Raw genomic sequence first — 22,056 nt, forward strand, 5'->3', positions numbered from 1 at the left:
TCCTTGCTTATTCGGTTGACCGGTTGCCCAGCGCGCGCAGGCGCTCGGCGGCCTCGCGCAACTGGGCACGGAAGCCGGGGGCGGTACGGGAGTCGGAAGGCGGCGGCAGCTGGGCATCGCCCTGGGTCAGGTTGTCCGGGGTGGTGGCGAACACCGAGGGGTCGGGCAGCAGGCCGTCGGCGCTCAGGCTGATTCGGCCGTGGCGACCGAGAATCCAGGCCAGGTCCAGGTCGCTGCTGGCACTGCTATCGCGTACGGCGTGGGAGACGAACTGGCCCTTGACCTGGCCGAAGTGCGCGCTCAGGGTTTCGCTCTCGATTTCCGGCTCCAGCCCCAGCCGCAGATCGCTGCCGTCAGCGTCCCAGCCGGACAACATCAGCTGGCGATCATTCCGTTCCACCACCGGGCCGACGAAGACCACCGGGTCCACGCCGGGCAGAGGCAGACGCCGGAATGGATCGAGATCGCCACGGTCCTCGTGTGGGCCAATGGGGTCATGGTTGGGAGCGGGGATGAAGGGCGCGGCGATATCCAGGTCTATCACCAGTTGCGCCAGGTCGGTTGCACCGGCGCGGTCGCCGAGCGTGTAGGTGAAGACGTCCTGCAGGACGCGGCCGAGGCCGGCGGCCCTGAGCACTTCGGGGTTGGTCAGGTCGATGCTGTAGGTGTAGCTGCCGTCGGCATTGATCACCAGGGTGCCGTAGCGACCGGCGATGGGTTGGCCGACGAGCCCGGTCGTGCCGCTGCCATTCTCCGCACCGCTGCGGATGCCCACCACTTGCAACTGTTCGCCACCGTCCACGTCCGAGTCATTGGGCAGCACATTGCCCGTAGCCTGGGGCGCCGGGGTCTGGTCGCTGGCGACGTTGCTGTCGTCCCGGGCGACCGGATTGTCGTTGGCACCCTGGATCAGGATGTTCAGGCGGGCTTCCGATTGTGCACCTGTCGTGTCGCGCATGACGTAGGTGAAGGACTCGCGCAGGGATTCACCGGCAGTGCGCAGGGCTTGCACCAGCGGGTTGGTGTTATCCAGCACATAGACATAGCTGCCATCGGCATTGAGGGTCAGCGTGCCGTAGCGACCCACCAGGGCCTGTCCCGCAAGAGCGCCGCTGCCCAGCTCGCTGGTGGCCGAAAGGACCTGCCGGGTCTCGCCATTGGCGACGCTGTCCACGTCCTGGTCGTTGGTCAGGACATTGCCGGTAGGGTCGCTGCCAGGGACGTCGTTGCCCACGCCGCCTGCCTCGACCGCCGTGGTGTCGTCATCCTGGGCGACCGGCGTGTCGTTGCGACCATCGATGGTGATGCGCAGCTCGGCGGTATCGGTGGCCAGATGCGTGTCGGCAAGCGTGTAGGTGAAGGTGTCCACCAGGGTCTGGCCACTGATGCGCAGCGCCTGGACTACAGCCAGGCTGTTGTCGACCACGTAGGTCCAGCTGCCATCGGCATTCATCGTCAGATCGCCGTAGAGGCCGCGCAGCACCGTGCCGACGGTCCCGCTGGTGCCACTGCCGGCTTCGCTGCCGGTGCGAATGGCCAATACCGACAGCTGCTGCCCTTCGAGATCCGTGTCGTTGCTCAGCACATTGCCGCTGGGATTCACGCCCGGTACGTCGTTGTTCAAGCCGCCGGCCTCGATAGCGGTGGCCTCGTCGTCGAAGCCATCCGGCACGTCGTTGCGGCCGACGACGATGATCGACAGTTGCGCCAGGTCGGTGAGGCCGCCCAGGTCGGTGACCTCATAGGTGAAGTGATCCACCAGGGTGTCCAGCAGGTCGAGGGCGAGCACGTCCGGGTTGGATATGTCGATGGTGTAGTGGTAGCTGCCGTCGGCATTGATCACCAGGGTGCCGTACTGGCCGACCAGCACGCTGCCGACCGAGCCGGCGGTGCCGCTGCCGTTCTCCGGCCCCGTACGGATACCGGTGACGGTGAGCTGGTCGCCCTGGTCGATATCGGTGTCATTGGGCAGGACGTTGCCGCTGGGGTTGAGCACCAGGCCGTCGCCATTGTCGGTGACGCCGACGTTCAGGTCGTCCGCGGCGACCGGCGCATCCCAGGCGCCCTGGATGGTGATGGTGATGCGGGCGATGCTCAGGGCGCTGGCGGTGTCCCGCATGCGATAGGAGAAGACTTCACGCAGTGTGTCGCCCGGCTTCAAGGCCTGGACCGCCTCCAGGGCGTTGTTCACCACGTAATGCGACTCGCCGTTGGGCTGCACGATCAAGGTGCCGTAGAGACCGTCGATGCTCTGGCTGCCGGTGACCAGGGTGAAGTTCGCGCCTCCCAGCTCGTCGCCGACGCGGATGCCGATGAGCGTCTTGGTATCGCCGGCATCGACGTCGCGGTCGTTATCGAGGACGTTGATGCGCGGGTCGATACCAAGCGTGCCGTTGTTGGTACCACCGGCTTCCACGGCAATGACGTCCACGCGGATGGCGTGCGGGTTGTCGTTACGGCCCTGGATAGTGATGGTGAGGGTGGCGGTGCTGGTGGCGCCGGCCAGATCGCGGATGGTGTAGGTGAAGGTTTCGCTCAGCGTGTCACCAATGATGCGCAGGGCCTCCACACGCGGGTCGTCGTTATCGACGATGTAGGTGTAGCTGCCGTCGGCGTTGAGGGTCAGGGTGCCGTACTCGCCCACCAGTGCGCTGCCAATAGTGCCGACATCGACACCGTGTCGTACACCGACCACGGTAAGCGTCTCGCCGAACTGGTCGACATCGACGTCATTGGTCAGGACGTTGCCGCTTGGGTCGACGCCGTCCAGGATGTTGTCGAGGCCGCCGGCCTCGACGGCGATTGCACTGTCATCGTTGGCGACAGGGGCGTCGTTGGCGCCTTCGATGGTGACGTTGAGCAGCGCAATGTCGGTGGCGCCAGCGGTATCGATGACGCTGTAGTTGAAGGTGTCGATCAGCGTGTTGCCGGCGCGTAGGGCTTGAACCGCTGCCAGGCTGTTGTCCAGGCGATAGCTGTAGCTGCCGTCGGCGTTCAGGGTCAGCCAGCCGTATTGGCCACGCAGCTCGCTGCCGAGGACGCCCGCCGTACCTGCACCTTCCACGATACCGGTACGTACCGATTCCACCGCCTTGGCTTCACCGTAGTCGATGGTGTCGAGGGCGCCGCCGTCGACATCGGTGTCGTTGTCCAGCACATTGCCGCTCGGGTCGACCCCGGCGCTGCCGTTGTTCACTCCACCTGCTTCGACGGCCGTGGCGTCATCGTCGGTCGCCACCGGGTTGTCGTTGCGGCCAAGGATGAGGATCACCAGTTGCGCTGATTCAGGCGCTTCCTGGCCATCGGAAATGGCGTAGGTGAAGCGCTCGATGAGGAAATCCGAGAGCAGGCGCAGGGCCTCCACTTCGGGATTGGTGTTATCCAGGACGTAGCTGTAGGTGCCATCGGCGTTCAGGGTCAGGGTGCCGTACTGGCCCGCGAAGGCCTGGCCGATCACGCCGGTGGTTCCCAGTTCGTCGTTGCTGACGGAGACCACCGTGATCGGGTCGCCGTCAGGGTCGACATCGAACAGCAGAGCGTCGCCCGTGGGGTCGATGCCTGCCTGGCCGTTGGCGACGCCGCCGCGTTCGACGGCGATGTTGAAGTGATTCTGAGCCACCGGCGGGTCGTTTACGCCGCGGACAGTAATGACCAGTTGCGCCAGGTCGGTGAAACCGTTGGTGTCGATGATCTGGTAAGTGAAGGTCTCGGTCAGCGTCTGGCCGGCGAGCAGGGCCTGGACCGTGGGGTTGGCGCTGTCTACGTCATAGGTGAAGGAACCGTCAGCACCCATGCGCAGGAGGCCGAAGTTGCCCAGTAGCAAGGTGGCGCCGGTGGTGCTGGTGGAACCGGTCGCTACTCCAATCAGCACCCCGCCGGCGGTTTCCAGGCCCGAACGCACGCCATTGACCCGGAGCAGGGTATTGGGCCGGTCGGCCGCGTCAACGTCGTTGTCCACGCCGTTGCCACCGGGCTGGGTGACCGGGCCGGGGCGGCTGGGGAAGCGGATGACGTTGCCGCTGGGGTTGCTTTCACCGATGGCAGCGGGGCCGGAGCCGGCCTGGGCCACGGCCTGGTCATCGCTGGCCAGGGGGTTGTCGTAGTTGCCACGAATGGTGATGCGCAATTCCGCGAGGTCGTTCAAGCCAGCCGTGTCAGTGACCTGGTAGCTGAAAAACTCGGTCAGCGTGTCGTTGGGCCCCAGCCGTTGCACGGCGGTGGCGTTCTCGTTCAGCACATAGGTGTACGTGCCATCGGACGCGATGGTCAGGGTGCCGTAAGTGCCGATGATGTTTACGCTGCCACCAGTGGGGACGATGGTCAGCACGCCCTGCGCGAGCTCACGCAGGGCGCGCGCGCCGGTGACTGTCTTGGTTTCGCCATAGTCGATCGGGTCCGCCGGGTTTTCGCCGCCGTCCACATCGAAGTCGTTGTCCAGCACATTACCGGTGGCGTTGGCACCGGGAGCGGGGAAGCCGGCCGGCGGGGTGTCGCCGGGGTTACCGATATCGGTGTTGTTGACGCCACCTTTCTCGATGGCTGTGCCTACGTCATTGACACCCACCGGGGTGTCGTTGGCGCCCTGGATGACCACCGAGAAGTTGGCTGAGGATTGCAACGGTGGACCGCCCAGGCCGATGTCCGAGATCACGTAGGTGAAACTCTCGTTCAACTGGTCGCCCGCCTGGCGCAGCGCCTGCACCTCGGGATTGGCGTTGTCGATGATGTACTGGTAGGCGCCATTGGACTGCAGCACCAGCTTGCCGTAGCGCCCGAACACCTCCACCGATCCCAGCGCTGGAACCGGAACCACTACGCCGAGTGGGGAGGTGACCGATACGACGAATATCTGGTCGCCGTTGGTACCGATATCGATGTCGGTATCGTTGCTCAGCAGATTGCCGCGCGGATCGATGCCCGGGAGGCGGTTGGCGGTACCGCCAGCTTCCACCGCCGTGGCGTTGTCGTCCACGGCGTTCGGCGCGTCGTTCACCGGATCGAGGCGGATCACCAGGAAGTCGCTGTCGGTGCGGGCGTCCGCCAGTTCGCCGGGAATGCCATTGCCGTTGAAGTCGCCGTAGTTGCCCAGGTCGTTGGTCAGCACCTCGAGGAAATCGACGCCGTTGAAGTCGAGGTTACCCAGATAGCTGACGCCGGCCAGGGCCGCGTTGATGTCGGCGATCCGGCCCAGCAGGACCAGGTTCGTCGTCCCGGCCCCGGTCACCGTTACGCCAGTGGTCGGACCGGTGAGTGTGAGCGTGCCGTGAAGAACGTTGAGGTTGACCTCGATGGCGCGGCTGGCGACGACCGGATCGCGCTCGGCATCGATGTCGCTGACGCTGATGCCGGAAATCGCCAGGGGCGTGTCTTCTCGTCCCTGCTGGAAGCCGGGCAGGGTATTGACCGGCGCATCGTTGAGCTCGACATAGCCGGAGTTGGCCTGCTGCGTGACACCTTCGCCAAGGGTCACCTGGACCTGGCCGAGGGTTCCGGCATCAGTGTCGATGCGAATCCGCAGTTCGCCGAACTGGGCAATGCTGTTCACAGTGGTCGGTGCATCGATGCGGAACAGGCCGCTGGGTAGCACGCCGAAGGAAAAACGGCCGTTGGTGTTGGTAGTGGTGGTGAAGGTCTTGTCGTCGCCACTACCGAACACGCCGTCGTTACCGGCCCAGATCAGGTTGATGGTCTGGTTGGCGATGGCCAGTTCGTACGCGGGGGTGCCGGGAACCGGGTCCGGATCCGGTGTGGCGTCGTTGGGGGCGGTGGCGGCCGTGCCCGTATCGTTCCACAGGGTGCCGCTGATGATCCCGAGGCCGGCGCCTTCGCGGAGCACGTAGTTGTTCAGGGCATTGGCACCGGGGCCATCTGCGCCGGTCCGCTCGCCCGTGGCCGTGCCGTCCGGGCCCACTGCCGTGCCGCCCCAACCGGTGAAGGATTCCGGCAGGCTGCTCCAGCTCAGCGTGGCATCGGTGCTGGCGATGGTCGCGTTGTTCGGCACCTGGACGCTGTAGACCACGCTGACGCTGGTGCCCGGATCGATGCGCGCGATATCCACGGTCACGCCGCCCGCACCGCTGAAGCTGACACCGGCCGGCAGGTTGCCCGGGCCGAAGGTGTTGCCGCCAATGGTGATGCTGAGCAGCGTGTAACTGCTGCCGGTTGGGAAACCATCGGTCAGGTGCACGTCATAGGCCGGCAGGCTGCCGTTGGCGGTGAAACCGATGGTGACGGTTGCGGTGCCGAGGGTGCCGCCGGGATTTGCGTTGAAGTCGGTGACAGTCTTGTCCAGGTTGGCGAAGCCAGGTTCCACGATGCGCTCGAACAGGGTGTCGCTGGTGGCGCGCAAGTTGCCGTTCACCCGGTCCTGCACGGTGACACCGAGTTGCGTGGCCGACTGGTTGCCGAGGCTGTTGTCCACGCGGGCGTTGAACTCGAAGACCACGCCTTCAAGGTCATCGTCGTTGCCATCGTTGCCGTTACCGAACGGCCCGTTGGTGAGGTTGCCCAGGTTGAGGGTCACCACCTGGTTGCCGTTGGCGTCGGTACTCAGAACGACGTAGATGGGGTTGATCACACCAGTGGGGGCCGGCCCGGAAAGATTGGCGGTGATGAGCTGGGCTTGCGGGCTGTCCTCGTTACCAAGGATCTGCAGCGTGCCGCCGATGATCAGATCCCCCAGGCTGGTGACCAGCCCACCATCGGAAACGAAGCCGATGCGCATGGTGCTGAGGTCATCCACCGTCAGCCCGTCGTCCAGGGTGATGATCAACTGGTAATTGGGGTTGCTTCCTTCGGGCACCAGTACGGCGGTGCGGTAGCGGATGATCTCGCCGATGGTCACGGTTTCGAACGCCGCGTTGGTGGGATTCGGCGCGGGGGTATCACCCAGGCCGCCGACACGGGAGAGGCGAATGCCTTGCGCCACCGGGATGATCAGGATGCTGTCGCGCTGGTAGTCGTTGAGCACGCCGGTGTTGAGCAGGCCGTCCTGGCCGGTGCGCTCGCCAGTTGGGTCAGCGGCGCCATTGGTGTTGCTGCCGTTGAGGCTGGTCCAGCGCACATCCGCCAGGTTGTCGAAGCGAGCGACGGAGGCACCGGTGGCATTGACTACGCCACTGATGCGGATGGTGATGGTGCCGCCCTTGGCGATGTCGACGTTGCCGGTGTTGATCAGCGTACGGCCATTCGGGTCGAGGACGAAGCTGCCCCTGATATCGGTGCTGACCCCGCCTACGGTATAGGTCACGCTGACCAATGTGAGCTGGTCCAGTTCGGTGGGCAGCTGGCTGGAGAAGGCGATGTCGAAGGCGTCGTAATCGCTACCGGCGTTGCCATTGGCGATGGTGATGCTGAAGTCGACCCGGTCGCCCTCGTCGAAACCCAGGCCCGGGTCGGTAATCAGTTGCTGGCTGAGCTGCAGCGTCGGTTCCTGGAGGGTGATGGCCGGTTTGGCACCTGTCAGGTTCACATCGCGATTCAGCGGCGCGGTGCCGTTTGGGGTGTTCCCATCGGGGTCGCTGTAGCTCAGGCGGGCGTCGTTCTGGCGCACGCCACCGGCCTGGTTGCCGAGCACGTTGCTGGCCACCAGCCGCACGCGGATGACGAAGCTGTTGTTGCCGATGTTGTTGTCGCCCGTGGCGCCGGAGGCGCTGAAAATGAAGCGCGCATCGGCGCCGTCGGCACCCAGGGTGCCGGTGGGGGCGGTGAGACTACCGATGGTGACCGTGCCGGCGAAGTTGGCGGTCAACGCGCCGCCAGCGGTGGTAATCAATTGGTAGCCCTGGTTGGCATTGAAGCTGGTGTCCAGGCGCAGGCCGGGCGGGATCAGGTCGTCGATGCGCAAACTCTGGGTAGTGCCTTCAGGCAGCGTGACGATGATGTCGTAGAGCATGCTTTCGCCGACTACCAGGTTCGCACCGGTGGTGTGAGCGGCACTGGAATCGCCATTGTCCAGGCTGCCGCCGGCGAAGTTCTTGCTGATCACCGGCGCTGCGACCTGCTGGCTGGCGAGGTCGGAGAGCGGCACCGGCACGAAGTTCTGCCCACCCTCGGCGCTGGCGTAGTGGGTCAGCTCGGCAGTGCTTTGCAGGGTGGCGCTGGCGCCGATGGCCGCCGCCACCTGCACGTCATAGGTAATGACCACGACGTTGGCGCCGCTGTTATCCGCCGCGGTCCCGGGGCGGCCGGCCAGCAGGGCGCCAGCTCCGGGTGAGTCGATGAAGGTGATGGTGTTGGTGGCGTTGTCCACGGTGAAGTGGGTGCCGGCTATCAGTCGGGTGCCGTCGCCGCGATAGATCAGCAGGTTTGAACTGGCCAGGTTGCCACCCACGAAGGACAGGCCCGGCGGCAGGCTGATGCGGGTGCTGACGTCATAGGCGTTGCCGCCCCCATGGTTCTCGATGGCGGTAGCCAGGCGCAGGCGGTCGCTGGCATCGATGCCAGCGACATTGCCATTGACCGCGAGGATATCGGTGATGCTGCCGCTGAAGGGCACGCCGGTGGTGCCCGGCGCGTTCCAGGCGCCGGTGGTGCCGGTCACCGTGCCATGGCTGGTGGAAACCACGCCGTGGCTCATGGTGAGCACCGGTTCGGCCACCGAGGCGATCAGGGTCACGTCATCGGTGGTGAGCAGGACGCTCTTGTCCAGGGTACGGGTCTGGCTGGATTCGCCCAGCACGTTGAAGGCGCGCTGGTCGGCGAACGGCTGGTCGCTGACGGTGAGGGTGAAGTCGATGGCGACGCGGCTGCCGTTGATACCGGGGTTCACGTAGTCGGCGAAGGTGAATACCAGCGAATTGCCGGCGCCGATGGTGACCGAGATAGGGCTGTTGGGGTTGGTATTGCCCGTGGCCAGGCGCCAGATGGCATTGGGATCGACGCCACTCAGGTCGAACAGCGGCAGCGGCAGGTAGGCGGTGAGCTTGAAGTTCTCGTAATCGCCGGTAACCAGGTCGTAGGTCAGGCGGAAGGTGACGGTATCGCCTGGCCGCAATTCGGTGCCGGGCGCCGGCGCACCTCCACCGTTGAGGCCGGCCAGATCGATCTGCACCTGGCTGGTAGGAATGGTGCTGACGGTGTTGGAGGTGTCGCTTTCGTCGAAACCGCTAAGGTTGTTCGGGTCGAACAGTATGGTGGCGGTCACCGTGGCGTTATTGCCGACCGAGTCGCCTTCGTTGATTTCGCTGTGGGGCGCGCCGGCGGGCGGCGTGTAACTTTGGGCAACCCGAGCCTGATAACCGATTACCGCCAGGGTGGCACCTTGCAGCAGGTCATCGAAGGCCAGGTCACCGTTGAGCCAATTGCGGATGCCGAATGCGTTGGCCAGCGACTGGGCAATGTCGAACTGCATCGAGGTGCTGCCGTCGGCATTGGCCACGCTGCTGCTGACCAGGGCGATGGTCTGGGTCACGCCGTTCTGGGTGATCGTCAGGGTCGCGGTGCCGGCTATCAGGTTCTGCCCGTCGCCCAGCTGGTCCGATACCAGGAAGCTGCCGTTGCCGAGGAAGGTCTTGCCGAAGGCGAAGTAGTCCGACAGCGCGATGTTCAGCCTGTAGTCCAGGACATCCCCCGGACTGATGCCGGGGCTGCCGACATCGGTGCGTACGCTGACCTGCTTCTGCAGGGTGATGGACTTGGCGACGAAGCTGACGTCGTTGCCGGTGCCGTCGAAGGCGATCTGGCCATTGGGAGCATCGCGCGGGTCGAGGGGTATCCAGTTCCCCGCGGCCTCGGGCCTGGCGAACGTGATGGTGACATCGTCGCCGGTGGCGGCGTTGAGCACCGGCACACCATCGGCGTCGTCGTCCGGAACGAAGAACTGTACGTTGGTGGTGGTCGGTGCGGTCAAGGTCGCATAGCTGACAGTGAACTCGCTGATGTACAGGTCGTTGCTGAGGTCACCGTCGCTGTTCTGCGCCAGGATGCGCTGAATGAACGTCGGGTCGGTGACTGTATTGCCGTTGTGAAGGGTGATCGAGGTGATGGTGCCGCCGCCACCGGGTGTGATGGCGGTCACGATGACGTTGTCCGGTACCGGCTGGGTCAGTACCACGTTGGTCAAGGTCTGGGAGTCGGCCGGATTGATGGTGACGTCCAGTTCGCGGCCATAGTTCGGTCCGGTCGCGGTTTCGCCTTCGGGCGTGGTGATCACCTGGTCGAAGGTGATTACCGTCGGATGCACCACGAAGCTGTCGGCGTTGGCCGATGGCTCCAGAATGCTGGGGTCGGTGGCCGGGTTGTTCAGCGAGTCATTGCCGTACTGGAAGCCGCTGCGCGCACGGATGGTCAGGTCCGGCGTCGTCCCGGAGAAGGAGAAGTCGGTGTCAGCCAGGTCGCTCAGAGAAGCCGTCACTTGCACGGTGATGGGCGGCTGGCCCAGGGTGACACTGGCGAACGGCAGTTCTACCACCACCATCTGGTCGCCGGCACGCATGCCGAAGTCTGCGGCGTTGATGATCAGCGGCTTGCCGTCGGTTCCTACTGCCAGCGGGTGGCTGGCCTGGCCGTTGGCGTCGAAGGTCAGCACGTGGGCGGTGAGGTTCTGCCCGAGATAGGTGGCGGAGACGAAGGTGACACCGTCGTCTATTTCCGCGCCAGCACCATCCTTGCCCGTAGCCGGGAAGAACAGGTCGATGAAGGGCGCGTAGCCCGTATCGGTGGTGATATTGGTAAACGTAACGTTGAAGCTGAAGGTTTCTCCCAGCAGCACATCCGCGCCACCAGTGAGGGTGGTGGTCGGTCCGGCCGCCAGCAGCCGGTCGTAGCCAGCGGTGGCCGCGACAGCCAGCGCGATGGGCTTGTCGATGTCGCCGCGGGCGACTTCCAGCTCCCAGTCGCCGCCCGCGCGGGCGCTGCCGGTGTCATCGCTGGAGGCTGCGACGTCGGCGCCGGTCCAGCGCGCCAGCTCGTTGACCAGGGTGCGCCCGGCGCTGCCTTCGCCGACCTTGCAACCATAAAGCTGGATATCGGCGCCTTCGCTGAGCGACTGGCTCCACTGGCTGAGGGGCTGGGCGAACTGGTCGATGTTGTCGGCGGTCAGGGTGGTCTTGCCGAGGGTGAACTCGCCTGAAGCACCGTGGGACAGGATCTGGATGGAATCCACCTGGCCAAGCTGGGTCAGTGCAGCAGAGATGGCGGCGAGGCCATCCTGGTTGGCTTCCACCACCAGTACTTCGACGTTGCCTGGGAGCTGCGCCGTCAGCTTCTCGCGACCGTCGATGCGACTGTCGAGCACCAGCAGGTGGCGGCTTGCGGAAGGTTGCTGGCCGGGCTCACTGCGGGCGTCGCTGGGCGTGGCGTGATCGGCGACGGGTTTGCCGGCGTCGCCAGTGTCCTGGTGCTGCTGGTCCGCTGCGGTGGCGGCTGCACCGTCGAAGAGAATGCGGGGCTCCAGGGCCAGGGCACGGCGCTGGGGTCTGAATGCGGGCGGCACAAAGGTACCGGGCTTGGTATCAATATCCATATGTTCACCAAGAAACCTGTCACGTATGGGCAGGCCTGCAACGTTTGAGATTCAGTACATCGAGAGCACCTCGCGCCCCGGAGGGTGCAAGATGCGGGTTCAACCTGTACTGGGTACTGCGGCGCAGAAACCCGGCGTCGTCCGGGGCATGTCGATGACCCGTCAAAAGCCAAGGTGGGAAGTTTCGCCTGTCTGCGGCGGAGTCCAGTCCTGAAGTCCGGTTTGCTGAGCAGAAGTCCGTTTTCTGTCAGAAAATTCTCACGATGAGCCTACACAAGTTTTATTGAAACGCCAGCCCATCCGTCCGCCACAAGGCGTGGCAAATCCAGCTGACGCGCTACTTTCGAGGCGAAACCGTGACGGGGTCGGCCATCGCATGTAGAGATCGAGAGTGCGGATGAATCCCCAACTGGCGAGCCGGGGTGAATCAGGCGCGCAGGGAGGCAACCCCGGTTCAACGAACTGAACTAGGCTGCAACTGGCCGGGCCAGGAGTTGGGGGCGCCCGGCGAACAAAAAGAATTGGCTGGAGCGCGCTACATGGACAAACGGATCAGTTGGTGGGGAGCCACGATCTTCTGGATTTTCTCGATGGTGCTTTCCGCTACCGCACATGGCGCCGATGAAGCGGCGAACGCCGCGGCGGAACCCTCCGAACTGAAAATCGCCAATCGCAGCATCTTCGTCTTTCGTGCCACGCTCCTGGGTGAATCACCCGCCGCTCGCGCTAGCCGCGCCCGCGCCGTGATCCGCGAGATGCTGGACGGCACTGAGGAGACCGACGTCAGGCTCGATAGCATCCAGGACAACTACATGGTGTTGCTGGGTGACCGGCGCGCCTTCATCGTCTCGCCGAACGATCTGGATGCCGGTGAAACCTCGGTGCGGCAGGATGCCGAAGATGCGGCCCAGCGGTTGCGCCTGGTGGTGGCGGAGTCTGCGCAAGCCCGTAGTCTGCGCTTCCTGCTGACCGCAGGCGGGTACTCGGTGGCGGCCACGCTGCTGTATATCGCATTGTTGAAATTGCTCGGCTGGGCGCATCGCAAGGCGTTGTCCTGGTTACCCAGGCACATGCGCAGGCACACCAGTGCACTGAAGATCGGGGAAACCCAGCTGGTGGATACCAGCAACCTGTTTCCGGTGGTTCGGCGCCTGTTGGCACTGGTGTTCTGGTCACTGGTGCTGCTGCTCACCTATGAATGGCTGAGCTTCGTACTACAGCAATTCCCCTATACCCGGCCCTGGGGCGAAAGCCTGAACCACTACCTGGTGGACCTGGTGCGTTACGTACTGGACGCCATGGTCAGCGCCATACCGGGGCTGGTCATCGCGCTGCTGATCTTCTTCATCGCGCGCGGCATCAGCGCCTTCAGCAAACGTCTGCTGGAGCGCCTTTCCCGTCCTGGCACCATCACCTGGCTCAACGACGAAACACTGCAACCCACCACGCGTCTGACTTCACTGGCCATCTGGCTGTTCGCCCTGGCCATGGCCTATCCCTACCTGCCGGGCGCCGGGACCGAGGCGTTCAAAGGGTTGTCCGTGCTGATCGGTCTGATGATTTCCCTGGGCGCGTCCAGCGTGGTCGGGCAGGCAGCGGCAGGGCTGATTCTGACTTACACCCGCACCCTGAGGCCCGGCGAGTACGTCCGCATTGGCGACAACGAGGGTACAGTCACCGAGCTGGGTATGTTCACCACCAGTATCCGCACCGGCCTGGGTGAGGTGCTGACCATCCCCAACTCGATGATCACCGGCTCGGTGACGCGCAACTACTCCCGTGTCGTACAGGGCCGGGGCTATGTGGTCGATACCACTGTGACCATCGGCTACGACACGCCCTGGCGCCAGGTCGAGGCCATGCTGCTGGAAGCGGCCCGACGCACTCCCGGCATCCTCCAGAATCCCGTGCCACAGGTGTTCCAGACGGCGCTGTCGGACTTCTACCCCGAGTACCGGCTGGTGGCACAGGCAGTGCCCAGCGAACCACGTCCACGGGCCGAGCTGCTGACGATGCTGCACGCCAATATCCAGGACGTGTTCAACGAGTACGGCGTGCAGATCATGTCGCCGCACTACCTGGGCGATCCCACGCAGGAGAAGTGGGTGCCAAAGGAGCGCTGGTACACGGCACCCGCTAGAGAAGTGGATCAGGAAGAAGGCGGGCGGTGATCGAATCCGTCCTGGACTCGCTGCAAACAGGAAATAAGCCCGACCAGGGGCAAGTCGAACTGATCATGGAGCAAGGGAATGAGGGGGCGAGATTCGGAGGGACGACTTTGCGCCGTTCTGCAGTCCGCAGTGTTGACGCTGGCGCTGATGACGGGGCAGGCAGCCTGGGCTGTCGGGGAAGCGCCAGGCAGGTTGCCGGGACCTGCCAGCGAGGTGGAAGGCTATGCCGCCAGCGACAGTTGTCTGGGATGTCACGCCACGGAGGCCGGGCAATGGAAAGACTCCGACCACGGTTGGGCCATGCGCAAGGCAGAGGCAGGCAATGTGCTGGGCGACTTCGATGCGGCCACTTTCGATGAGGCTGGTGTCAAGGCGCGTTTCTTCCGCAAGGGCGATGACTACTTCGTCAACACGGAAGGTGAAGACGGCAAGTCCGCTGACTTCCAGATCCTCTACACCTTCGGCTTCTCCCCGTTGCAGCAGTACCTGGTGGCCCTGCCGCGTGGACGCCTGCAGGCCCTGACGATCGCCTGGGACAGCCGTCCCAAGGGGGAGGGTGGCCAACGCTGGTTCTCCCTCTATCCGGGGCAGCGTTTTGCGCCGAGCGACCCGCTGCACTGGACCGGCCGCTACCAGAACTGGAATGCCATGTGCGCCGACTGCCACTCGACGCGCCTGATGAAGAACTACGACGACAGGCAGGACAGCTTCGCCTCCACCTGGCACGAACAAACGGTCGGCTGCCAGGGTTGCCACGGTCCGGGCCAGGCTCACGTCGACTGGGCGAAGCAGAACAAGTCGGCCAACAAGACCTACGCTGCGGCCGCCGACCTGGGACTGAAGGTCGACTTCAAGGCGTTGGGCAGCCAGGGTCTGGTGGAGCAGTGCGCCTACTGCCATAGCCGCCGACAGGGGCTGGGCACGGGGCAGGAACCGGGGCAGCCGCAACTGGACCAGAGCCTGCCGGCCACGCTGCGCGCGGGCCTCTACCACGCTGACGGCCAGATTGACGGCGAAGTCTATGAGTTCGGTTCGTTCACCCAGAGCAAGATGTACGCGGCCGGCGTTGCCTGTACCGACTGCCACAACCCGCATACCACCCAAGTGAAGATCGAAGGCAACGGCCTCTGCCTGCAATGCCACAACAGCAATCCGCCGCTGGCGCGCTTCGCCAGCCTCCCGTCCAAGGACTACGACAGCAAGGCTCACCACCGCCATGAGCCAGGCACGGCTGGTGCGCAGTGCGTCAGCTGCCACATGCCGAGCAAGACTTACATGGTCGTGGACCCGCGCCGCGATCACAGCCTGCGCATTCCGCGCCCGGACCTAGCCGACAAGGACGGAAGCCCGGATGCTTGCACCAGCTGCCATCAGAACCAGAAACCCGCATGGGCAGCCAAGGCCATTGAAGGCTGGTTCGGCAAGCCGCAACGGCCACCGCACTATGGCGAGGACCTTCATGCGGTGCGCAGCGGCCAGGGTATCTCGCTGAGCCTGCTCGGCTCGGTGTTGGCGGACAAGGGCAAGTCGGCCATCGTCCGCGCCACCGCCGCCGAGCAGATGGCCGACCTCGGCCCGCCGGCCATCTCCAATTTGCAGTGGGCGCTCAAGGACGACAGCGAGCTGGTGCGTGCCTATGCCGTTTCGGGCTTTACCAGCGTGCCGCCGGCCGAGCGGCTGAAGCCGTTGCTGGCATTGCTGGATGACCCGACGCGAGCGGTGCGGGATGAAACCGTCCGTGCCCTGGCGGATGTCCCGCCTGATCTATTGCCGGTCGAGCGGCGAGAGCCGTTCAAGGCATTGCTGGCCGACTATGAACGGCGCCTGCGCGGCAATGCCGATCTACCCGGTGGCCGCCTCAACCTGGCAGTACTGTTGTCGCGTCAGGGGCGTGATGGCGAGGCGATGGAGGAGTATCGCCAGGCGCTCAGGCTCGACCCGTACTTCTCGCCGGCACGAGTGAACCTGGTCACCCTGGCCAGTGCGACGCAGCCCGACGAGGCCGAGCGGCTGCTGCGCGAAGGCCTGGCGCTGGAAAAGATGCCGGAAACCGACCACGGCAACCTGGCCTACATGCTGGCCTTGCTGCTCGTGGAACGGGGCAGGGCGGAGGAGGCGTTGAACTGGATGGAAAAGGCCGCAGTCGAACTGCCCGGCAATTCACGTATCCGCTACAACCAGGGGTTGCTGCTGTCACGCATGCACCGTCGCAATGACGCGCTGAGTGCGCTGCGTAGCGGCCTTGAGCAATCCCCGTCGGACCCGGACCTGCTCTATTCGCTGATCTATCTGCACGCTGTGGAGGGCGAGCGAAGCGAGGCGTTCGAATACGTCAAACGCATGCGTGAAGTGGCACCGGATGACCCTCGCCTGCACGCGATCGAGCCCTATTGGCGGCAGTGAGACACGGCAGGCAGCGCAAACAGGCGAGCTTACTGGCGACATCGCATTTGAAAGTCGTGGTTCTCTCGCCTAAACCTTCAAAACGTTTACGTGTCGTTCAGTGTGGAAGTCGTACGTGCAGTCACGTGACTTGCTGTCTAACAACCAAGGAATGAAAAACATGACGAACAAACTGATTGGCAAGGCCATTATCTTCGGACTTCTCAGCACCGCCGGCGTTGCGGCGTACGCGGGGCAGGCCGGGGGCGGCGGCTGCGGCTGGGGGAACATGGTGTTCGAAGGTCAGCGCGGCCTGGTTCCGCACCTGCTGGCCACCACCACCAACGGCACCTCGGGCAACGCCACCTTTGGCTTGACCTCGGGTACCAACGGTTGCGACTCCAGCGTGAAGCTGGGCTACGGCGGCCGTTCCCTGTTCGCCATGAATGGCATGCTCGACAGCATCGCCGAGGACATGGCGCAGGGGCAGGGCGAAGCGCTGGATGCCTATGCCACCCTGCTGGGCATCGAACAGGCTGACCGCGCCCACTTCGCGAAGGTCACCCAGGCCAACTTCTCGAGCATCTTCGCAAGTCCTGACGCGACCGGCGAAGAGGTACTCGCCGCGACTCTCGACGTGATGAGCCGTGACCAGCAACTGGCTCGCTACGCCAAGCTGCCGAGCTGATACCACTCGCAAACGAAAATGCCCTCTTAGGAGGGCATTTTTGTGGGTGGTGGAATATCTGCAGAAGCGAATTCTGCTCGCGATCAGCTGCCCAGCTTCAGGCCGCTGGTGGCTTCAGGATTGTTTGTGCCTCACCCTTTTGGGGAGCGGGTAGTTTCAGGCTGTGTTGTCCGGCATTTGGCGCCTCGAACGTTGGGCCTCGTTCCTCGGACCAACCTACGGCCGGTGAATTCGACCGCTTCTCGTAGGTTGGCGCAGAGCGAAGCCCAACGGACGGGCTGTCTACGGGGGCTGGGCCTTTCAAAACCGCCAGGTTGCGCCACCGCCGATAACGTGCAGCGCGGCATTGTCATAGCTGCCGGACAGGCTATTGCCCGAGCGCTGCTTGGTCTGCTCAACGTCCATGTCGCCCAGCCAGATCAGGGTATAGACCATGTGCAGGTCGAGCCCTTCGTCGACCTGATAGTTCACACCCGCAGCCAGGCGCCAGGATTCGGCCATGGGGTTGTCCACGGTGCGGTCTTCGTCGTCCACCGCCGAGCTGTCGTAGCCGACGCCCATGCTCCAGCGCAGTTGATGAGTGGCCTGGTACTGGGCGCCTACCGAGGCGTGCCAGGTGTCCTTGTACTGCCGGTTCACGGTCCGGCTGGTGCCGAAGTTGTCAGCGTCCACTTCGACACCGATGTTCCCGAACTCGCTCCAGTCCTGCCAGCCGAGGCTGGCCAGCAGCTTCCATTGCGGATCCAGGTCGTGGGCGATGCTCAGTACCGCGGTTTGCGGCACTTCCATGTCGATGTCCAGGTTGTCCACGTCCAAGCGCCGCAGCGCCAGGTTCAGCAGCGGGTTGCTGATATCGTCGACGCTGGGGCGGTCGGAGAACTCAAGGTCCACTTTGCTGGTGTAGGCGAGACCGACCTGGGTACGTTCATCGAGTCGGTACAGCAGGCCGATGTTGAAGCCCACGCCGAAGTCGGTGTCCTTGTATTCGAGCTGGCCATCCGGGCGGTCGGCCAGGCCGAGCAGGTTGTTGTTGACCGCCACTTCGGTCCGGTAGTAGGCGTACATCATGCGCGGCCCGAAGCCGATGGAGAGGTCGTCGTTGATCTTGTAGGCATAGGTCGGCTGCAGCGACACACCAATGATGGCGGACTCCTGGGTGAAGTATCGGCCGGCCCAGTCGTCGTCGTAGTCCAGCGCCAGGCCGAAATTCCCGTACATGCCGAAGCCGATGCTTGCCTGGTCGTTGATCTGGTGGCTGACGAACAGGCTGGTGCCCGGCAGGTACTGGAGCGCGTTGCCACCTTCGTTGCCGTCGAACTGGTTGCCGGCATCGCGGGAAAAGGTGATGTCGCCGAAGATCACCTGGCCGTTGGCGCTGATCTGGGTGCCGGGCAGTTCGGTGAGGCCTGCGGGGTTGTTCATCAACACGCTGGGGTCGGTGGCCAGTGCCGCCGCGCCGGCATTGGCCAGGCCGGCGCCTTCCTGTCCGGCCTCGTAGATCAGGATGCCGCCCGCCCAGCTTGCTCCCGGAAGCGTCCAGAGCGCAGTGGTCAGGGCGGAGAGTCTGATGACGCGTGGTGCTAGGGAGCGGGTACTGGACATGGTGCTTCCTCTGCCGGTCAGTCGAACCAGATGGCGCCGTACCCGCCTGACTGCGTGGGGCGTCGACGTTATCCAGCCTAGATGCTCGTCCTCTGCGTGCAACTCGACTTGGCGCCGCACTTCTCAGAGCGAATTCCCTGATCGTCCGGTCAGGTGCTAGCTGGCGCATGGAGCACTTGCGGCTAGAGTTACGAAAGCCGCAGTTCACGAATGCGTCTCGTGTGGTCGATCCAGGCCTGTGTAGTGGAAGCAGTTCGCCACGCTATGCAGGCGTCGATGGTCAACCTTCCGAACCACGTTCAGTCAGGGAATCGATAAGTGACTACACGCGAGCAGATTGCCGAGTTGGAGGCCAGTGTTTCGGAGTTGGTCCTGGGGCAGGCCGAAACCATTCGCCACGTCCTGCTGGGGCTGTTGGCCAATGGTCATGTACTCCTGGAAAGCCTGCCGGGCCTGGCCAAGACCCGTACCGTCAAGGCGCTCGCCACCCATCTCGAAGCGCAAATGCGCCGTATCCAGTTCACCCCTGACCTGTTGCCCTCGGACATCACCGGCGGCGAGATTCTCCAGCAAACCGCCGAGGGCAACCAGATCAAGTTCCAGCCGGGGCCGCTGTTCGGCAATGTGATCCTCGCCGACGAGATCAATCGTGCACCAGCCAAAGTCCAGGCCGCTCTGCTGGAAGCCATGGAGGAGCGGCAGATCACCGTCGCCGGCCATAGCTACCCGATGCCCGGCCTGTTCATGGTGCTGGCGACGCAGAACCCCATCGAGCAGGAAGGCACTTATCCGCTGCCGGAAGCGCAGATGGACCGTTTCCTGATGAAGCTGCAACTGGATTACCCGAAAGTGGAAGACGAGACGCGAGTCCTACGCCTGGTGCGTGGCGAGGAACAGGCCGCGCAGGGCGAGCAGCGGGAGCCGGTACGCCTGCCCCAGGAGGTGCTCTTCGAGGCGCGGCGTGACATGGCCAGCGTGCATGTTTCGGAGGCCATCGATCGCTACTTGATCGACCTGATCAATGCGACACGGCACCCGGCCGACTACGACGCCGACCTTGCCCGCTGGATCAATATCGGTGCCAGTCCTCGGGGTGGCATCAGTCTGGATCGCGTTTCGCGGGCGCACGCCTGGCTGTCCGGCAACGAGTTCGTGTCACCGGACGACGTGCGTGCCGTGCTGCACCCGGTATTGCGCCACCGCCTGCAGCTTTCCTACGACGCCATTGCCGACGGCGTAAGTGCGGACCAGGTGCTGGACCGCCTGCTGGACAAGGTGGCGATTCCTGCCTGAGTGGACCCAAGGCCATGCAACTGACCCAATCGGCTCCCGACGGATTCGTTTACGCCACGCTCGCCCAACTGATGGCGCTGGAGCAGCGTGTCCGTGGCCTGAGTTTCCTTTCGCGGCAGCCGTTGTCGAGCATCCTCTCAGGTAACCACGCTTCCCGCCTGCGAGGACGTGGGCTGAGCTTCGACGAACTGCGCCACTACATCCCCGGTGACGACCTGCGGCATCTCGACTGGCGTGCTTCGATGCGCTTCAGCAAGCCCTTCGTGCGCACCTATACCGAGGAGCGCGACCGGCCGACACTGGTGGTGGTGGATCAGCGCATGAACATGTATTTCGGCTCCCGGCGCAACTTCAAGTCGGTCACGGCGGCGGAGCTGGCAGCTTTGTCGGCCTGGGTGGCTTTCCACGCCGGCGACCGGGTGGGCGGTCTGGTGTTCAACGACCAGCGGCTGGAGCACATCCGCCCGCTGCGCAGCCGAAACCGGGTCCAGGCCCTGTGCGCGGCGGTGGTCCGGGCCAACCAAGGCCTGAACGCTACGATGCCGGACAGCGAGGACAACGACCAACTCGATAACGTGCTGCGCAGCTGTATCGGTGTGGCGGGGCATGACCACCTGATCTGCATCATCAGCGACTTCGCCGGCGTCACTTCGCAGACGGTGCAACTGCTGCGCCAGCTCAGCGCTCACAACGATGTGATCGCCATGCAGGTCTACGACCCGCTTGCGCTGAATGTTCCCGAGAAGGGGCGCGTCACTGTCACACAGGGAGAGCTGCAGGTCGAACTGGAGGTGGAGCGTCGCCAGGTTCATCGCCCCTTGGGTGAGTTCCTCTCCGGACGCCTGCGGGATGTAGCCGAGCTGCTGCGCCGCAGCCAGGTGCCGGTGATGATGATCAGTACCGGTGAGGACAGCCTCGATCAGGTGCGCCGCGAGCTGGGCCGGCTGTCGGGGATGCCGCGATGAGCGCCACGCCGGTGCCGGGTATCGACCAGCTCAAGGAACTGGCCCTGCCGGTGCCCCCCTACAATTATTTTCCGCAGACCTGGGGCTGGCTGGTGTTGCTGCTGGTGGTGGTGTCCATTGCCCTGGTGTGGGGCGCCCTGAAATGGCGACGCTGGCAGCGTGACCGCTACCGGCGGGAAGCCCTGGTACGTCTCGATACCCTGGTAGGGGCACTGGAAGACGCCGGGCAGCGTCTTGCGGCCCTGCGTGAACTGCCCGAGCTGCTCAAGCGGGTTGCCCTGTCCATGCCCGATGCGCCATCAGTGGCGCGCCTGGGGGGCCAGACATGGCAGGCGTTCCTCGCCGAGCGCGCCCCTGCGCCCTTGCCAGAGGGTTTCGCCAAAGGCCTGTTCACTATCGCCTACGCACCGGATGCCCGAGTCCTGGCGATCCCGGATGCGGAGGTGCGCTCGCTCTTCATCACCAGCCGACACTGGATAGAGGCGCACCGTGTGGCAGTTTGACTACCCCTGGGTGCTCTTCCTGCTGCCGTTGCCGTGGCTGGCGTGGCGTTATCTGGACGAATACCGCGAAGCCCACAGCGCCTTGCGGGTGCCGTTCTTCTCGGCGATGAGCCGGGCCGTGGGTCAGGTACCGGGACACAACGGAAAGCGGGAAGGGCGCTGGCAGCTACTGCTCAATATGCTGGTCTGGGCCCTGCTGCTGGCTGCCTGCGCACGCCCGGTGTTCGTCGAGAAGGCCATCCAGCACGAACAACCGATCCGCGACCTGATGCTCGCCATCGATATTTCCCAGTCCATGGAAACCACCGACTACACCGACGCCAGCGGCAAACAGGTGGACCGCCTGACGGCAGTCAAAGGCGTGGTGCGTGACTTCATCGAGCGGCGCAAGGAGGACCGCATCGGCCTCATCGTGTTCGGCACCGGCGCGTACCCCCAGTCCCCGCTCACCCTCGACCACGCCAGCTTGCGAGTGCTGCTGGATGAGGTCGGCATCGGCATGGCCGGACCGAATACCGCCCTGGGCGATGCCGTCGGGCTGACCATCAAGCTGCTGGAGACCGCCAAGGAGCAGGAAAAGGTGCTGATCCTGCTCACCGACGGCAACGATACCGGTAGCGCTATCACTCCGGCTCATGCCGCGAAGATGGCCCGGGAGCGCGGGATCATCGTGCACACCATCGGAATCGGCGACCCCGAGGCCACTGGCGATGCCAAGGTGGACCTGCAAACGCTCCAGGACATCGCCGCGACCACGGGTGGCCGCTTCTTCCGTGCCGATGATCGCGGCGCACTGCTGGACGTCTACGCCACCCTCGACCGGCTTACTCCGCACAAGGTGAAGACCTTCAGCCATCAGCCCAAGCGGGACCTGTTCTGGTGGCCGCTGGGCGCGGCACTCCTGCTCCTGGCGGGCTGTCATCTGCTTGCGGCATCGTTCGGCCGGCTTTCCAAAGGTCCGGCTGCTCGGACGGAAAGGGGACGCTGA

At 64.4% G+C, this 22,056-nt stretch carries 9 protein-coding genes; 7 read left to right on the forward strand and 2 right to left on the reverse strand.

Features of this window, described 5'->3' with window-relative positions:
- Positions 1–7: 7 nt before the first annotated feature.
- Positions 8–11,464, reverse strand: coding sequence for a VCBS domain-containing protein (locus tag E8E75_RS11465; RefSeq protein WP_280358797.1), 11,457 nt, complete (start codon positions 11,462–11,464; stop codon positions 8–10).
- A gap of 590 nt (positions 11,465–12,054) precedes the next feature.
- Between E8E75_RS11465 and E8E75_RS11470 the strand changes: the two genes are divergently transcribed.
- The 3 genes from E8E75_RS11470 to E8E75_RS11480 all read left to right on the forward strand — a co-directional run bounded on the left by E8E75_RS11470 (position 12,055) and on the right by E8E75_RS11480 (position 16,705).
- Positions 12,055–13,635, forward strand: coding sequence for a mechanosensitive ion channel family protein (locus E8E75_RS11470; protein WP_280358929.1), 1,581 nt, complete (start codon positions 12,055–12,057; stop codon positions 13,633–13,635).
- Between the two features lie 147 nt (positions 13,636–13,782).
- Positions 13,783–16,038, forward strand: a complete 2,256-nt coding sequence (locus E8E75_RS11475) for a tetratricopeptide repeat protein (RefSeq protein ID WP_280358931.1) — start codon at positions 13,783–13,785, stop codon at positions 16,036–16,038.
- Between the two features lie 160 nt (positions 16,039–16,198).
- Positions 16,199–16,705, forward strand: a complete 507-nt coding sequence (locus tag E8E75_RS11480) for a DUF3015 domain-containing protein (protein ID WP_120651027.1) — start codon at positions 16,199–16,201, stop codon at positions 16,703–16,705.
- 300 nt (positions 16,706–17,005) lie between these two features.
- On the opposite strand, the gene E8E75_RS11485 is transcribed toward E8E75_RS11480, so the two are convergent.
- The gene (locus E8E75_RS11485; protein ID WP_280358799.1) at positions 17,006–18,307 is read right to left on the reverse strand and encodes an outer membrane protein transport protein; all 1,302 of its coding nucleotides are present in this window, start codon (positions 18,305–18,307) and stop codon (positions 17,006–17,008) included.
- Positions 18,308–18,625: 318 nt separating this feature from the next.
- Here E8E75_RS11485 and E8E75_RS11490 point away from each other — a divergent pair, with 318 nt between their 5' ends.
- Genes E8E75_RS11490 through E8E75_RS11505 form a run of 4 tightly spaced genes read left to right on the forward strand, consistent with a single transcriptional unit; the run spans position 18,626 to position 22,056 of the window.
- A complete protein-coding gene (locus E8E75_RS11490) occupies positions 18,626–19,600 on the forward strand; it encodes a MoxR family ATPase (protein ID WP_280358802.1) in 975 nt (324 codons plus the stop codon).
- A 14-nt stretch (positions 19,601–19,614) separates the two neighbouring features.
- Positions 19,615–20,565: a DUF58 domain-containing protein gene (locus E8E75_RS11495; protein ID WP_280358803.1), complete on the forward strand. Its 951-nt coding sequence runs from the start codon at positions 19,615–19,617 to the stop codon at positions 20,563–20,565.
- Positions 20,562–21,068, forward strand: a complete 507-nt coding sequence (locus tag E8E75_RS11500; RefSeq protein WP_280358804.1) for a DUF4381 domain-containing protein — start codon at positions 20,562–20,564, stop codon at positions 21,066–21,068. Before E8E75_RS11495 ends, E8E75_RS11500 begins: the two co-directional genes overlap by 4 nt.
- Entirely contained in the window at positions 21,055–22,056 is a 1,002-nt protein-coding gene (locus E8E75_RS11505; RefSeq protein ID WP_280358807.1) for a VWA domain-containing protein, read from the forward strand. Before E8E75_RS11500 ends, E8E75_RS11505 begins: the two co-directional genes overlap by 14 nt.

The sequence above is a fragment of the Pseudomonas sp. BN606 genome (genome assembly GCF_029873115.1).
Lineage (GTDB): Bacteria > Pseudomonadota > Gammaproteobacteria > Pseudomonadales > Pseudomonadaceae > Metapseudomonas.